Annotated in this window: 17 protein-coding genes and 1 riboswitch; of the genes, 8 read left to right on the plus strand and 9 right to left on the minus strand. The window is 64.5% G+C overall.

Going from position 1 to position 15,204, the window contains the following annotated elements; all coding sequences use genetic code 11:
* Positions 1-214: hypothetical protein (locus CXR02_RS01510; protein WP_146072459.1), on the minus strand; the 214-nt coding region annotated here is incomplete at its 3' end.
* A gap of 161 nt (positions 215-375) precedes the next feature.
* Positions 376-473: riboswitch (glycine riboswitch) on the minus strand.
* A gap of 49 nt (positions 474-522) precedes the next feature.
* Positions 523-885 (minus strand): AzlC family ABC transporter permease, encoded by a 363-nt coding sequence (locus tag CXR02_RS01515; RefSeq protein ID WP_258060658.1) that lies wholly within the window; start codon positions 883-885, stop codon positions 523-525.
* A 10-nt stretch (positions 886-895) separates the two neighbouring features.
* Between CXR02_RS01515 and CXR02_RS01520 the strand changes: the two genes are divergently transcribed.
* Positions 896-1,393 carry an Lrp/AsnC family transcriptional regulator gene (locus tag CXR02_RS01520; RefSeq protein ID WP_258060659.1) on the plus strand — a complete coding sequence of 166 codons (498 nt, stop codon included), beginning with the start codon at positions 896-898 and terminating at the stop codon, positions 1,391-1,393.
* A 127-nt stretch (positions 1,394-1,520) separates the two neighbouring features.
* Here CXR02_RS01520 and CXR02_RS01525 read toward each other — a convergent pair whose 3' ends face one another.
* The 6 genes from CXR02_RS01525 to CXR02_RS01550 all read right to left on the minus strand — a co-directional run bounded on the left by CXR02_RS01525 (position 1,521) and on the right by CXR02_RS01550 (position 7,360).
* The gene (locus CXR02_RS01525; protein ID WP_104060392.1) at positions 1,521-2,189 is read right to left on the minus strand and encodes a thioredoxin domain-containing protein; all 669 of its coding nucleotides are present in this window, start codon (positions 2,187-2,189) and stop codon (positions 1,521-1,523) included.
* 203 nt (positions 2,190-2,392) lie between these two features.
* Positions 2,393-3,160 carry an amino acid ABC transporter ATP-binding protein gene (locus CXR02_RS01530; protein WP_181037103.1) on the minus strand — a complete coding sequence of 256 codons (768 nt, stop codon included), beginning with the start codon at positions 3,158-3,160 and terminating at the stop codon, positions 2,393-2,395.
* A gap of 17 nt (positions 3,161-3,177) precedes the next feature.
* A complete protein-coding gene (locus tag CXR02_RS01535) occupies positions 3,178-4,077 on the minus strand; it encodes an amino acid ABC transporter permease (protein ID WP_058932984.1) in 900 nt (299 codons plus the stop codon).
* Between the two features lie 62 nt (positions 4,078-4,139).
* A complete protein-coding gene (locus CXR02_RS01540; RefSeq protein WP_104060394.1) occupies positions 4,140-5,069 on the minus strand; it encodes an ABC transporter substrate-binding protein in 930 nt (309 codons plus the stop codon).
* 156 nt (positions 5,070-5,225) lie between these two features.
* Positions 5,226-5,957, minus strand: coding sequence for an SDR family NAD(P)-dependent oxidoreductase (locus CXR02_RS01545; protein ID WP_308470655.1), 732 nt, complete (start codon positions 5,955-5,957; stop codon positions 5,226-5,228).
* Positions 5,954-7,360 carry a DUF6421 family protein gene (locus CXR02_RS01550; RefSeq protein WP_104060395.1) on the minus strand — a complete coding sequence of 469 codons (1,407 nt, stop codon included), beginning with the start codon at positions 7,358-7,360 and terminating at the stop codon, positions 5,954-5,956. The genes CXR02_RS01545 and CXR02_RS01550 overlap by 4 nt, the downstream gene beginning before the upstream one ends.
* Before the next feature lie 232 nt (positions 7,361-7,592).
* Here CXR02_RS01550 and CXR02_RS01555 point away from each other — a divergent pair, with 232 nt between their 5' ends.
* The 7 genes from CXR02_RS01555 to CXR02_RS01585 all read left to right on the plus strand — a co-directional run bounded on the left by CXR02_RS01555 (position 7,593) and on the right by CXR02_RS01585 (position 14,221).
* On the plus strand, positions 7,593-8,822 hold the full coding sequence (locus tag CXR02_RS01555) for an MFS transporter (protein ID WP_104060396.1): 1,230 nt from the start codon (positions 7,593-7,595) through the stop codon (positions 8,820-8,822).
* 4 nt (positions 8,823-8,826) lie between these two features.
* Positions 8,827-9,186, plus strand: coding sequence for a metalloregulator ArsR/SmtB family transcription factor (locus CXR02_RS01560; protein WP_181037097.1), 360 nt, complete (start codon positions 8,827-8,829; stop codon positions 9,184-9,186).
* A 202-nt stretch (positions 9,187-9,388) separates the two neighbouring features.
* Entirely contained in the window at positions 9,389-9,703 is a 315-nt protein-coding gene (locus tag CXR02_RS22255) for a heavy-metal-associated domain-containing protein (RefSeq protein WP_181037098.1), read from the plus strand.
* A gap of 68 nt (positions 9,704-9,771) precedes the next feature.
* Positions 9,772-11,916 (plus strand): heavy metal translocating P-type ATPase, encoded by a 2,145-nt coding sequence (locus CXR02_RS01570; RefSeq protein WP_104060398.1) that lies wholly within the window; start codon positions 9,772-9,774, stop codon positions 11,914-11,916.
* Positions 11,917-11,994: 78 nt separating this feature from the next.
* Positions 11,995-12,480 carry a hypothetical protein gene (locus tag CXR02_RS01575; protein WP_104060399.1) on the plus strand — a complete coding sequence of 162 codons (486 nt, stop codon included), beginning with the start codon at positions 11,995-11,997 and terminating at the stop codon, positions 12,478-12,480.
* Between the two features lie 157 nt (positions 12,481-12,637).
* Positions 12,638-13,258, plus strand: a complete 621-nt coding sequence (locus tag CXR02_RS01580) for a DUF305 domain-containing protein (RefSeq protein ID WP_104060400.1) — start codon at positions 12,638-12,640, stop codon at positions 13,256-13,258.
* An 81-nt stretch (positions 13,259-13,339) separates the two neighbouring features.
* Entirely contained in the window at positions 13,340-14,221 is an 882-nt protein-coding gene (locus CXR02_RS01585; protein ID WP_104060401.1) for a F510_1955 family glycosylhydrolase, read from the plus strand.
* Between the two features lie 141 nt (positions 14,222-14,362).
* Here CXR02_RS01585 and CXR02_RS01590 read toward each other — a convergent pair whose 3' ends face one another.
* Positions 14,363-15,061, minus strand: a complete 699-nt coding sequence (locus tag CXR02_RS01590; RefSeq protein WP_104060402.1) for a hypothetical protein — start codon at positions 15,059-15,061, stop codon at positions 14,363-14,365.
* Positions 15,062-15,204 lie beyond the last annotated feature (143 nt).

The raw sequence follows: 15,204 nt of genomic DNA on the forward strand, positions 1-15,204 counted from the left end.
CGAGCTTCCGCAGCTCGGCAAGGACCTCAACCTCACTGAGGGCGTCCTTGAGGGCCAGCGGCTTGGCCTGGCGGATGGAGTCGGGGACGGCAACGTCCACGAGGCCGTCAACGCTGTCATAGCCAACGGCCTTGAGCATGGAGTCGATATCGGCCTGGCGGCGGGCACCAATATGCCGATCGGCAAAGGTGGAAGGGGACGACTGGATGGTCATGAAGGAACTCCATAATTCAGGTGGCGCGCTGGGTACGCCACATTGATTCGGGTTCCTCCCCGCTCTGTATTGGACCTGAGAGTTTCCGCGCCCACCTGCTTGCCGCAGGGTGACGCTTGCACCGTCGGTGAGCCCGTTGCCGGACTACTTTCCAGAGTTGCCTAACCGCGGCGGTACGTGGGCCTGAGAGATTCCCGGAGAGGATTTGCTCCTACGGCGCCTGCTGAACGTACCGGCAGGACTCTCCCGCCGCAGATCAAAAGCATGTGCCATTTTGTCCGTGACACGTCTCACAGGTTAGCCGGATTTCAGGCCGCGTGCAAGGCAGCGAGCGTGGATGCCAGTGCTACGTGCGCTTCCGGGGATGCGGTCAGAGCCCAGGCCTCGTCGGTCAGCGTAAACGTGCTGTACACCTTGGCGCCGCGGCCATGGACCCTATGCAGCGGGAAGGAGAGCGGATAGAAGACGTGCCGGAAGTTCACCAAGAATGCTGTGGCCGCGATGGACGCCAACGGCCCGACGGGGACCACCATTCCAAGGATGAGGAATTCCAGGGAGCCAGCGAAAATGACGGTCGCGAACACCGGCGCCCACCACCAGGCCAGCGGCGACTGTGCCACCACCACACCTAAAGCAATTCCCATCGGCACGGCGCCCAGGACCGCGGGCAAGGATTGGCGGATGGCCAGGCGGATGTCCCCGGCCGCGCCCTGCGAACCGACTCCGGGGCGGCCGCAGCCGTGGCGCTGGGCGCACTTTGTTATATTTCAACTTTCCCAGGACGGCCGGCTGAGCACCCTTGAGCTGGGCCGACGGGTAGGCCTGACTCCTGCACCGTGCCTGCGCCGGGTCCAGCGCCTCGAAGACGATGGCGTCATCGCCGGATACCGGGCAGTCATCAACCCGGGCGCCGCGGGGCGGGGGTTCTGCGTCATCATGTCCGTGGAGATCACCATGACAAACAGTGAGACAGTGCAGGAATTCGAAAAAGCCGTGGCAGCACTTACAGAAGTCACCGAAGTCCGCAGGGTCTACGGCGTCCCCGATTACATCGTCAGGGTGGACGTCGCGGACGGCAACGAATATGAACGCTTCCAGACGCAGAAGATGACAAAGTTGCCGGGGATCCACCGCATCATTTCGCATCCGATGATGAAACTGATCAAGAGCCTGACGTAAGCCTTGATGAGCTGGCTGAAGTTTCACTGCTTTCACTGGGCCGTGATCTCCCGGACAGCCAATCCGATGCGGGCCCGCATGGAACGGATTGATCGGCAGTTGCGGGCGTAAATTCGGCGCCGCCCTGCTACCGGACGGCGTCGTCGAGCAGCTGCCGGAACTGGGCTTCGGTGTTAAGGGTGAGTTTTTCGCCGTTGAGGAAGAACGTCGGGGTGCCGGTAACACCCAGGGCTTTCCCGTCCGCGATGTCCCGGCGGATCCGTTCCTTGGTGTCCTCGGCAACAACATCCTGATCGAACCGGGCCATGTCGAGGCCGAGGCCTTCAGCGTAGGTCCTGAAGAGGGCCGCCTGGGAGTCCTGCTTTTCGCCCCATTCGGCCTGGGTCGCGAAAAGCTTCGTGACCATCGGTTCGTAGTGCCCCTGGCGCGCGGCGGCTTCGACAGCGAGCGCTGCGGTGCCGGAGTTCAGGTGTCCGGGCAGGGGGAAGTAGCGGTGGGTGAACGTGATCCTGTCCCCGTACTCCTCCTTCAGCTCCGCCACCAGGGGCTCAGCGGCGCGGCAGGCCTCGCATTCGAAGTCCAGAAACTCGACCAGCTGGGCTTTTTCGGCCGGTGGGCTGGTGAGCCGGTGACTGTCGTCCCTCGCCACCTGGGAATCCGCGGGCGCCGGCGGCGCGGGCGTGGCAGGTTTGTTTGCGGTAAACACGGCAAACCAGATCACGCCCCCAGCCACTAGGACCGCCATGATAGTCCAGATAGCGACGCGGACGTTGCGCGCGACAGTAACGGCACTCATCAGCCAGTGTTCCCCCTCAGCTCAGAACCCAGTACCTCGATCATAGCCAGAGCGCAACCGCGCCGGAGTCTTTGACCTGCGGCTACTCCGATTCGCGCGACGCGTCGCCGAGGCATGGCTCGAGTGACCCGGCCGTAGACACCAATGCCGGTCCGGGCATGATCCGCTTCGCACATCACGCCCGGACCGTCTGGGTTGAGCCGTCAGAGAACTTTGGAGAGGAACTCCTGGGTGCGGGCCTGCTGCGGGTTGGCGATGATGTCACGCGGGTTGCCGCTTTCGACGACGACGCCGCCGTCCATGAACGTCAGGGTGTCTCCGACCTCGCGCGCGAAGCCGATCTCGTGGGTCACCACGATCATGGTCATGCCGGACTTGGCCAGGTCCTTCATCACGCTGAGCACTTCGCCCACGAGTTCCGGGTCCAGGGCCGAGGTCGGCTCGTCGAAGAGCATTAGTTCCGGTTCCATGGCCAGGGCACGGGCGATGGCCACGCGCTGCTGCTGGCCGCCCGAGAGCTGCGCGGGATAGTGGTTGGCATGGTTGCCGAGACCGACACGGTCCAGAAGTTCCATCGCGCGTGATCTGGCCTTCACCTTGGATTGCCGCTTGACCTGGGTGGGCGCCTCGATGATGTTCTGCAGCGCCGTCCGGTGCGGGAAGAGGTTGAAGCGCTGGAAGACCATACCGATCTCCCTGCGCTGGGCGGCGATCTCTTTGACGGTCAGGTCATGCAGGCGGCCGCGGGTCTCGCGGTAGCCGATCAGTTCTTCGCGGACGTGGATCCGGCCGGCGCTGATGGTTTCCAGCATGTTGATGCAGCGCAGCAACGTGGACTTCCCGGACCCGGACGGCCCGATCAGCACCGAAACCTCACCCTGCCGGACCGTCATGTCGATCCCGCGGAGCACGTGGTGCTCTCCGAAGTACTTATGGACCCCGTCAATCCGGACGAGGGTCTCCTTCGTCATGACGTCGTTGGTGATGGTCACGGTAGCTCATCCTCTTGTTTGGGTGCTTTGGCTGCGGCGGCCGCAGGGGTCGGCTTGACCGGGGCAGGGACGATGTTGTCCACGCCCTTTCCGAAGTGGCGCTCAACGTAGTACTGGCCCACCATCAGGATGCTGGTGATCACCAGGTACCAGAGGGCGGCCACAATCAGCAGCGGAATGGGCAGGTAGCTGCGGTTGGCGATGCCGTTGGTTGCGAATGTCAGGTCCAGGGTGAACGGCACCGCGAGCACCAGCGACGTGGTCTTGAGCATCCCGATGGTCTCATTGCCGGTGGGTGGCACGATGACGCGCATGGCCTGGGGCAGAATGATCCGCCACATGATTTTGGACTTGCGCATCCCCAGGGCCTCGGCGGCTTCCATCTGGCCGGAGTCGACGGACTTCAGGCCGGCACGGAAAATTTCGGCCAGATACGCTGACTCGTTCAGCCCCAGTCCCAGGATTGCTGCCATAAAGGCGGTGATCACGTCCTGGGTGCTGAAGCTGAACAGTTCCGGTCCGAACGGAATCCCCAGGGCGATCTTGGGATAAAGAACGGAAATGAGGCCCCAGAACACGAGCTGGGTGTAGACCGGTGTGCCGCGGAAGAACCAGACCCAGGTCCAGCTCACGCCGCGGAACAGGGGATTGTCCGACTGGCGCATGAAGGCCAGGAGAATGGCCAGCATGATGGCGATCGCCATCGAGAGGACTGTCAGCAGCAACGTCCAGCCGATGCCCTGGATGACGAGCACGTCCATGAAATAGGTGCCGACGATGTCCCAGCGGAAATTGGTATTGGTGACCAGGCTCTGGCCCAGCAAAGCGGCGAACAGCAGGATGAGGACGGCGCCGGCCCAGCGGCCGGGATGACGGACCGGAACGGCGTCGATCAGTTCCGGTTTCCGGTGCGCGGCACCGGTCCTGCGGTCGCTGGTATCGGTGGGTGCGAGGGTGCTCAATTGCCTACCGCCGGGTTCACTTCAGACTTCGTGACGGCGCCCTTGGTGTTGCTCCAGGTGTCCAGGATCTTCCCGTAGGTCCCGTCGCTGATGAGTTTGTTCATGACGTTTTTCATGAGCTCGGACAGGGCGGTGTCGCTCTTGGCGACCGCGATACCTTGCGGTGCCGCAGCGTAAACATCGCCCAGGGCCTCCAGCTTGCCGCCGGTCTGCGAGAGGGCATAGCCGATGATGGGGGAATCAGCGGCCATGGCGTCGATGCTGCCGTTCACCAGACGGGTGGTCACATCTGTCTGCGTTTTCAAAGTGACGACATTGACGCCCGGTTTTCCGGCATCCGTGCATGCCTTGGACCGGCCGGAGACGTCGGGGTCCTCCTGGGTGGTGCCGGTCTGCACCCCTACGGTTTTGCCGCAGATGTCATCGACGCTGAAATTCTTCGGGTTGCCCTTCTGGACGGCCCACAACGTGCCGGCATTGAAGTAGCTGACCATGTTGACGGCCTTCAGACGCTCCGCGTTGATTGTGAAGGAGGAGATTCCCAGATCGTACTTGGCACCGAGAGCGGGCAGGATTCCCGTGAATTCCGACGTCTGGACCTTGACCTTCAGGCCGAGGGTCGCACCGATGGCCTTGGCGAAATCCACGTTGTAGCCCACCGGGGTCTGGCCATCGGCGCCCCCCAGGGATTCGGCAGGTGCGTACGTCGTGTCGGCACCCACTGTGAGGGTGCCCTTGCTCCTGATGGCCTCAGGTACCCTCGCGGCGAGGGCATCGTCCCTGGCCACAGAGGCGGGATCAAAGCCAGTGGAACCCGGGGCAGCTCCCCCCGAGGTCTGTGATGCATTGGTGCAACCGGTCAGAGCAAGAAGGCCGATGGCGAGACTCGCCAGTGCCTTCGTCCTCTTGGACGGAGAAAACGACATTGTTTACCTCTTGGTTGGTGTGGCCCATGAATGGGATTGTTTTCTGACTGACTGACTGACTGACTGACTGCCTGCACGCAGGTCGGCGTGCAGGCAGGCCTGTACTGGCGTTTGGTCGATCTCCCTACCTGATTCCCTGTCGGGATGGGTGAAAGATCAGGCCAGGGGTAGGCGGGAACCGTTGAGTTCGGCGGCGGACCTGCTGAACAGGGCGGCCGAAGCGGCTCCGAGATCCTTCACATGGGTGAATCCCGGGAATTTCCGGTCGGGCTGGGAAGCCTTCATCTTGTCGTCGACGAGGGCCTTGACGACGAACACGACGGCAGCTGACCGCTGCGGTTGCCGGTGGTTCGTGCTGCCGGATTGTGAGCTGCGGAAGCCGTCGGCCACCGCCAGCGTCCAGGCCTCGGAAGCGGCCTTGATCGCCGCGTAGGCGGCCCCGCCTGCTGAGGGATTGGCGGCTGTCTGGGCAGACACGATGGCCAGTCGTCCCGCCGGGGACTTTTCAAGGTCGTCGTAGAAGGCGCGGCTGGTGTTTCGCAGTGTCGTCAGGACGCTGGTGTGCAGGAAGTCCCAGTCGGAGTCCTCCTGCCCCGGTATGCCGTCGCCGCCGCGCCAGCCGCCCACCAGGTGGATCAGGCCATCGAGGGGTCCAAGGTCGCGGCGGACCGTGGATGCCAGTTCCCGGACGGCCGCGGGTTCTGCGAGGTTGCAGGTGTAGCCGGTGACGTTGGGCCAGGACTGTGCGAGGTTCTGCACGCGTTCAGTGTCCAGGTCCACGGCGGCGACGCGGAATCCGGCGCCGCTGAGGGCCGATACGACGGCGGTCCCGGCCTCGCTGGTGGAGCCGGCCACCATCACGGTCCTGGGTCCGTCGGGAGCCATCATGCCGCGTCCTTGCAGCTGCTGCCGCCGTTGGGCTCGCCGGTGATTCCGGCCGTGGATTCGATGACGCTTCTCATCTTTTTCTCCAGTGCTTCGTAGAACATTGAAAGTGGGAACTCGTCATCAAGCACCTGGTCGGTCAGGCCCCGAGGAGGGCCGTCAAGGGCCAGCGACTCGGGCCCCTTGGCCCAGAGGGATGCGGGGTTCGGGGTGACTGTGGCGCTGATGAATTCATAGGCCGCAAGCCAGTGAGCGGTTTTCGGGCGGTCAATTGAACGCCAGTACAGCTCCTCGATCCGCCTCCCGAGTTCGATAACGACCTCGGGCGCTTCCGACCAGTCGATGGACAGTTTCGAGTCCGTCCAATGAAGCACCTTGTGCTGGTGCATCCAGGCGAAAAGGAGCTGACCGCCAAGGCCGTCGTAATTGCGGACCCGGTTTCCTGTCATCGCGAACCGGAAAATCCGGTCGAAGATGACGGCATACTGGACGAGTTTGGCGTGGTTTCGCGTCTCCGGCGGAGCGTTCTCATCCCTCTCGATCCGAACGGATTCACGGAATGCCGTCAGATCACACCGCAGCTCTTCCAGGGTGTAGAGAAAGTACGGCATCCTCTGCTTGATCATGAACGGATCAAACGGCAGATCCCCGCGCATGTGCGTCCTGTCATGGATCAGATCCCACATCACGAAGGTTTCCATGGCCAGCTGAGGGTCTTCAAGCAGCCGCCGCGCTCCGTCGGGGAGAGTGAGGGACGTGATGTCGCTGGCTGCGGCCACCACCCTCCGGAACCGCTCAGCCTCGCGATCCGCGAAAATACCGCCCCAGGTGAACTGCGGCGTTTCACGGACGGCTACGCTCTCAGGAAACAACACCGCCGAGTTCGTGTCATAGCCGGGTGTGAAGTCGATGAAGCGGATGGGTACGAACAGCGGGTTCGAATACTCCGCACCTTCGAGATCAGCGATGAACTCCGGCCACACTACTTCGAACAGCACGGCCTCCACGAAGCGGTTCGGGCTGCCGTTCTGCGTATACATAGGGAAGACCACCAGATGCGGCAGTCCGTCGATTCGGTGCTGCTGTGGCTGGAATGCGAGCAGGGAATCCAGGAAGTCCGGGACCCCGAACGAGGAGGCAGCCCACCGCTCGAAGTCAACTTCTAGCCGGGCCAGATACTCCGCATCGTGCGGGAACGAAGGGGCCAAATCCCTGAGTGAAGCCGTGATGGTGGCGACCTTGTACAGGGCTCGGTCATGGTCCCCCGGATCAGGTATGGAGCCGTCCTTCACCTGGATCTGCTGCAGTTCTCCGGCGGCCCGTTTCAGCTCGGTCCAGGACGAATTTGAGGCAAGCAGGGCACCTGTTGAGGAGCGGGATACGTGTTGTGCTTTTGTTGCAGTCATTGCTACGGCGTCCTTCCTTCTCTGTGACCCGCGTAACACTAGTGAACAGAAAGACATCTTTATCTAAAAACAATGGCACCGTAAGCAAGTCTTAGTCTAGATTCGGGAAATAGAGCTGGTGACCAAGAGTTTCCTGTGCCCCCGTTCGAGGCTGGCCCTGCATGACACTGCGGTTTAGCCGTCTACAATAGGTGCATAAGTACGCACACATTGTTTCGATTGGGGGATCCTCATGATCGAAGTTCTGTCCGTCCGCGCCTACCGGAAGCTCTTCTCAGCCCAGATTGTTGCGTTGCTGGGGACCGGTTTGCTGACCGTGGCCCTCGGACTGCTGGCGTTCGACCTTGCAGGAGGGCAGGCCGGGGCCGTGCTCGGGACGGCGCTGACCATAAAGATGCTGGCCTACGTCTTCGTCGCGCCAGTCATGGCGGCACTGGTGGAAAAGCTGCCAAAAAAGCCGGTCCTGGTTGCAGCGGACCTGATCCGTGGCGGAATCGCCCTACTACTGCCCGCGGTGGATCAGGCCTGGCAAATCTACGTGCTGGTATTTGTCCTTCAGAGCGCCTCGGCTACGTTCACGCCGGCCTTCCAGTCCCTGATCCCCGTGGTGCTGCCCGACGAACGGCAGTACACGCGGGCCTTGTCACTCTCCCGTCTCGCGTATGACCTGGAATCCCTGGTCAGCCCGGTCCTGGCCGCAGTACTCCTGTCCGTGCTTACATTCCACGAACTTTTTCTCGGCACCGTGGCGGGCTTTGTGTTCTCTGCGGCATTGGTGGTGACCACCAGACTGCCTGCAGCACCAGCGGCCCGTCAGGAAGGATCACTCTGGCACCGCACCACCCTCGGCGCGCGGATCTTCGCGGGAACGCCGGAACTGCGCGGCCTCCTGGCTTTGAACCTGGCCGTGGCGGCCGCTACATCCCTCGTGCTGGTCAACACGGTGGTCTATACCCGGGACCTGTTCGCAGGATCCAACGCCGACGTCGCCATTGCCCTGGCCTGTTACGGCGCCGGTTCGATGGCCGTCGCGCTCAGCGCACCCTGGGCGCTGGACCGGTTGGCCGACCGTTCGTTGATGATGTCCGGAGCTGCGCTTCTTGGCCTTGGCCTCGCCGGCACGTTTGTCCTGCTGGCGACAGCGGGTCCGTGGCTGATGCTGCTGGGGCTCTGGGCGGCACTCGGCGCCGGGACCTCGCTGATCAGCACCCCTTCGGCCCGGCTACTGCGCCGCTCCGCAACGGAAAGCACGCGGGCCTACATCTTCACCGCCCAGTTCTCCCTCTCCCACGCGTGCTTCATCATCACCTACCCGGTAGCCGGCTGGATCGGCGCGTCCGCCGGCCAGCCGGCAGCCGCCGCCGTCCTGGCAGTGGTGGCTATGATCAGTACAGCAGCGGCCGTGAACTTCTGGCCGGTTGCCTCCAAGACCGGCCCAGAACAGGCCATCATGAAAGGGTGATTTGGTGGAAGAGGCCCAAATCGTCACCACACCGAGCCTTCACCATTCCCGGCTCCCTGATGCCCGCCGACTGGATGCCGCCACGGCCACGTTCCGGATGCTCTCCGATCCCACCCGCCTGCACGTTCTCTGGCTCCTGACCCAGGAACCGGCCGACGTCACCACTCTGGTGGAACGCACCGGAGCCTCCCGGACCTCAGTCAGCCAGCATCTGGCCAAGCTCCGCTTCAGCGGCCTCGTCAGCACGCAGAAGATCAGTCGCAGGGTGGTCTACAGCATCGCGGACGGCCATCTGGCCCGACTTGTCCTGGAAGGCCTGAACCACGCCGACCACACCGTCACCGGGGAACCCAGCCACGGCTGACTTTCCTGGCGGTATGGCGAGCGCGCAGCCGCCCGCTCCCCCCGGAGCTGTGGGCGTCGGCACGTTGCAAGATATACCCCATGGGGGTATTCTTTGGGTGTTGCCAGTGAAGTGGTTTGTCCGGGCCCGTGCAATTCCGGCCCTTACAGCCGTTCAACCCCAGCACCTCATCACACCTCTCTTGCAAAAGGACAGAACTGATATGAGTGCACCCCAGGTCCGGACCGAACTGCCCATCGTTGCAGCTGAAACTGCAGGGTGCAGTTGCTGCTCCACCCCTTCAGCGAAGCAGCTGTCACCCCAGGCAGAAGGCACGGACTACTCCGTCACCGGCCTGACGTGCGGTCACTGTGTCCAGACTGTTGAAAAGGCCGTCACCGCGCTCGACGGCGTGACATCAGCCGCCGTGGAACTCGTCGCCGGCGGGACCTCACGCCTAAGCGTCTCGGGGCCGCACACGGAGGCATCCGTCCGCGACGCCGTCGCCGCCGCCGGGTACAGCCTCAGCAGCAGGTAGTCCGCCTCCCGCCCTGAGGACAGTCCTGCTGACGCCGTCAGGGAACACCCCCCAACAGGAGGGCACCAATGGAAAACCACCACAATCACGACGGCGGCGTGGACCACGCCGGCCACCAGGCCCCACGGCCCGTACCGGGCCAGGCAACGGCGGTGGCAAGCCCGCCCGTAGATCACGCCGGCCACGTCCACGAGCAGCATGGTGCCGCCGATGACCACGCGGTCCACAGCCATGGGCAGCACGCAGGGCACAGTACTGCCATGTTCAAGAACAGGTTCTGGCTCACCCTGGTCCTGTCCGTGCCGGTGGTCTACTTCAGCCCGATGGTCGGCCACCTCCTGGGCTATGAGCCCCTGAAATTCCCCGGCTCAACCTGGACCCCGGCTGTGCTGGGAACAGTGATTTTCCTCTACGGAGGACAGCCGTTCCTCAAAGGCGGCGTCCAGGAGTTGAAGAACCGTCAGCCGGGGATGATGCTGCTGATCGCCATGGCCATCACCGTCGCGTTTGCCGCGTCCTGGGTCACTAGCCTGGGCATCGGCGGGTTCGACCTGGACTTCTGGTGGGAACTGGCGCTGCTGGTCGCGATCATGCTGCTGGGCCACTGGCTTGAGATGCGGGCCCTCGGTTCCGCGCAGGGCGCGCTGGACGCCCTCGCGGCCCTGCTCCCGGATGAAGCAGACCGCATCACCAGCGCTGGCACGGAGACCATACCCGTCTCCGAACTTCGTGAAGGCGACATCGTCCTGGTCCGATCCGGCGCCCGTATGCCCGCCGACGGCACCGTCGTGGATGGGCAGGCTGAGTTCGACGAGTCCATGATCACCGGCGAATCCAAAACCGTGCCCCGCGCTCCAGGAGACAAAGTGGTGGCCGGGACCGTCGCCACGGACAACACTGTCCGGGTCCGGGTGACCGCCGTCGGGGAGAACACCGCGCTGGCCGGCATCCAGCGCCTGGTGGCCGAGGCGCAGGCATCCTCGTCCAGGGCCCAGGCGCTGGCCGACCGTGCCGCCGCGTTCCTGTTCTACTTCGCGGCCGGCGCGGGCATCATCACCTTCATCGTCTGGACCCTGCTGGGCAGCGTCCCGGAGGCGGTCACCCGCACCGTCACTGTGCTTGTGATCGCGTGCCCACATGCACTGGGCCTGGCCATCCCGTTGGTCATCGCCATCTCCACCGAACAGGCAGCGCGCGCCGGAGTGCTGATCAAGAACCGGATGGCCCTGGAACGCATGCGGACCATCGACGTTGTCCTCTTCGACAAGACCGGGACCCTGACCACGGGCGAACCGGATCTGAAGGACATCGCAGCCGTTGCGGGCGGGGATACTGACCGCCTGCTGGCCATGGCCGCTGCGGTGGAATCCGATAGCGAACACCCCGTCGCACGGGCCATCGTCCGTGCCGCACGCCAGCGGAACCTGACCATCCCGGATGCCACCGGCTTCTCGTCCCTCACCGGCCGCGGCGTCCGCGCCACCGTGGACGGACGGACAGTTCATGTTGGCGGGCCCGCCCTCCTGCGCGAGCTCGGCGCCGTCGAGCCTGAACCGCTGGCCCGCTCCACCCGCGCCTGGATGGACCGTGGCGCCGCCGTGCTGCACGTAATCGACGGGAACAGTGTCCTGGGCGCCGTCAGCCTCGAAGACGCCGTCCGCCCGGAATCCCGGCAGGCAGTGGCGGCTCTGCAGAACCGGGGCATCAAGGTTGCCATGATCACCGGTGACGCCCGGCGGGTGGCCCTGGCCGTCGCCGAAGAGCTGCACATTGACGAAGTCTTCGCCGAAGTCCTCCCGCCGGACAAGGACAAAAAGGTCGCCGAGCTCCAGGGCCGCGGGCTGAAAGTGGCGATGGTGGGCGACGGCGTCAACGACTCCCCGGCCCTGGCCAGGGCCGAGGTCGGCATCGCGATCGGCACGGACGTGGCGATGGAATCGGCCGGCGTGGTGCTGGCCGGCAATGACCCCCGCGCGGTGCTGTCCATGGTGGACCTGTCCCGCGCCAGCTACCGGAAGATGTGGCAGAACCTGATCTGGGCGACCGGTTACAACGTCCTGTCCGTCCCGTTGGCCGCGGGCGTCCTGGCCTTCGCCGGGGTGGTGCTGTCCCCCGCGGCCGGCGCTGTGCTGATGTCAGTGTCCACCATCGTGGTGGCGTTGAACGCCCAGCTGCTGCGCCGCGTGAAACTAAATCCCGCGCAGGTACGTTGAACCAGCGAACCACCCGGCAAAGGTCAACCCGGTACGGTTAAAACAATAAGGCCCGCCCACACGAGCAGGAGGAACGCCATGGCAGCAACAGCACCCGGCCCCTTCATGGCGCTCCTCCGGCGTGCAGGGCTGCTGACCGGGCTGCTCGCTGTCATCGCCGGGATTTTCGGGATGCACATTATGTCCGGCGCCCACACCATGCCCACGGCGGCCTCTGCCGGCACGGACATGACCCTGACGCAGATCCAAGGCTCCCATGCTGTACACGGGGGCCACCCGGCAGCCCAGTCCTCCACTGCCGACGCTCTGGTGGCACCGCTGGATCCGGCGGCACCGGTGTCCGGGACGGCGTCTCCCTGCACGTCTCCCGGCGGCTGCCCGGCGATGGCCGCCGGGGACGCTGCCTGCGTCCTGTCCCCGGCGAACACTTCCCTGTCGGCGCCGCTGCCCGGCACCACGCCGTTCCCGGCCTTCAACGTCACCGGCGCCGTCCTGGTGGCCACCAGCTATTCCTACCTACCGGGCAGTCCGTCCCCCGGCGACCTCTGCATCAGCCGGACGTAATACTGCCCTGCGCCGTGTCCTGTCCGGCGCACCCTGCGCAGCCACTGACGCTGCCCAGCCACCCCGCATACGCCGGGGCCGGCCACCCGGCCCCACCACCGCACGCATCCGCAACGGCGCCTGACGCCGGCTGATACTTCGAAGGACCCTGATTTTGATGAAAAAGACCCTGACTATTTCCACTCTTGCCATCGCCGCAGCGATTGCCCTGGCCGGCTGCTCCACCGGCTCTCCCGGTTCCGACGGAGGTAGCGTGCCGGGCATGAACCACGGCAGCTCCGGAATGTCCTCCAGCTCTGTCCCGGCAGCTGCCGACTTCAACGCAGCCGACGCCGTGTTCGCCCAGATGATGATCCCGCACCACGCCCAGGCCGTGGAAATGTCGGACCTGATGCTGAAGAAGGAAGGCATCCCGGCGACGGTGTCCGACCTGGCCACCAGAATTAAAGCTGCCCAGGGGCCCGAAATCGAGAAAATGACGAGCTGGCTTAAGAGCTGGAACCAGCCCACGGAAGTGCCATCTGCGATGGCTGGCGGACACAGCATGTCCGGCATGATGGGCGACGAGGACATGACCGCCCTCGGTGCAGCCCAGGGCACCGAGGCAGCCAGGCTGTTCCTGACCCAGATGATCGCCCACCACGAGGGAGCCGTCGTGATGGCCAAGACCGAGGGCACCGACGGGAAGAACCCCGAGGCGGTCCAGTTAGCCAACGACATCGTGACCGCCCAGGAAACTGAAATCCAGGAAATGAAGGACCTGCTGGCCACCCTGTAGCCAGCAACCCCCAGGCACCGGCCCGGCCACGGGCCGGTGCCTGACCACCCATACTTTTCGTTCCGCCACCTGGAGAATCCCATGCCCGCGCGCACATTCAACCGTTACCGTCCCGCTTCGGCCGCCGCCGCGACCGCACTTCTGCTCACTGTTGCCGCCTGCACGCCCGCTTCGTCGCCGGCCGCGAGCACCGCTGCCCCGACCAACTCCGCGTCCGGCCTGCCCAGCAGCCACATCCACGGCCTCACTGTGAACCGCGAAACGGACCAGGTTCTCCTGGCCACCCACGATGGTCTCTACGACGTCACCGCACATCCCGCCACCAAAATCGGCAGCACCAACGACCTGATGGGGTTCACTGCGGGCCCTGACCAGGGCGTGTTTTACGCCTCGGGCCATCCCGGGCCAGGCTCAGAACTGCCTAACCCAATGGGCCTGATCAAATCCACCGACGGCGGCAAGACCTGGGAGCAGCTTTCCCGCCAGGGTGAATCCGACTTCCACGCACTCACCTCGACCAAGTCCGGCATCGTGGCCTTCGACGGGACCCTGCGCACCAGCCCTGACGGGAAGACCTGGTCTGTTCAGGCCGCCGGGTTCAGCCCGGCGGCATTGGCCGCGGACCCAGACAGCGACACCGTCCTTGCGACCACCCGCGACGGGCTCCAGCGCTCCACCGACGGCGGCAAGACCTGGTCACTGATCCCGGCCGCACCGGTGATCCAGTTCGTGACCTTCGCCAGCCCCACCGAAGCGGTCGGCGTGGAACCGGACGGTTCCGTCCATTATTCGGCCGACGGCGGGGCCACCTGGTCCCGGACAGGACGGATCAAAGGGGCGGTGCAAGCGATAGCGGCGGTGGTAGGTCCAGGCGCGAACCCCTGGGTCTGGGCCGCCACCTCTGCCGGGCTGGTCGTATCCACGGACGGCGGAGCCACCTTCCGCGCCTCGGACGCCGTCTGACCCGGTCATGGGAAGGCAGCAGGTAGGGCCGGCCCGCACTCCGCGGATCGGCCCTATCTGTTGCCATTCATTGCCACGTTCAAGCCAAGCACGGCACTGGGGTTCAGCCTTGCTGGGCCCTAAGGGCGGGGAAGTGCTCCCTTAGTGCAGGAGGCCGCAGGCGGCAGGGTCGGTGGCCTCTGCCGGCAGGTTCGGGTCAAGCTCGCTGGCGCCTTCCGGATCGCTGAAGTTGTAGGTTCCGTTGGCGTCGTAGTCCTGCCCGTGAATCACCAGCACGCCCTCGCCGTCGCGGATGGCGTCAGCGATCTGCTTGGCGGTACCGAGCCCGCCGGCACCGGGGTAGCCGGTCCCGGCCACATCCGTGAATTCGATGTTGTCCCGGCTGTAGTCATAGCTGCCGTCATGGGAGACGGGGAACCGGGAAACGTCCAGGAAACTGGCCGGCGTGGTGTCGCCGGTGGTGTTGAGCGAGACCACAACAGGGCCGTAGGCCGGAACACCCTCGACAGTATTCAGCCGTCCGTCACCGTTGCTGTCCAGCGCCAGCGTGGGGCATTCGTTCAGGGCCTGCTCACCGTATTGGATGTGCTGGGCGTGCGGGGCATCGGGCGTCAACCCGGTGGCGTGGACCTCGATGTGCCGGATCTTCTGGTTGCGGACAACAGTGGTGGCTGTGCCCGAAGCCCCGGAGCCATTAAGCTCTGTGAGGTTGGCTCTCAGCGTGACTGTCTTCTCCTCCGACTTTGGGCTCTGAGCCATCACCGGTAGGGCACCCAGCGACGCAGCCGCCAGCAGTGCCACACCGGCACCACCAAAAACCAACTTTGTATTCCGTTTCACGATTCACTCCTTGGTCAGCGCCCGCGGGGGAATCCCGGTGGTCGAGTGTGATTCGTACCACCATGCCTTCACGGATGGGTCGTCACCCGAAAAAGCACGACGGCGGCATCCGGTGCTCAGCGGCGGCGGCACCGGCACGTGTT

Origin of the sequence: Arthrobacter sp. 4R501, assembly GCF_002929755.1 — a bacterium.
GTDB lineage: Bacteria > Actinomycetota > Actinomycetes > Actinomycetales > Micrococcaceae > Arthrobacter.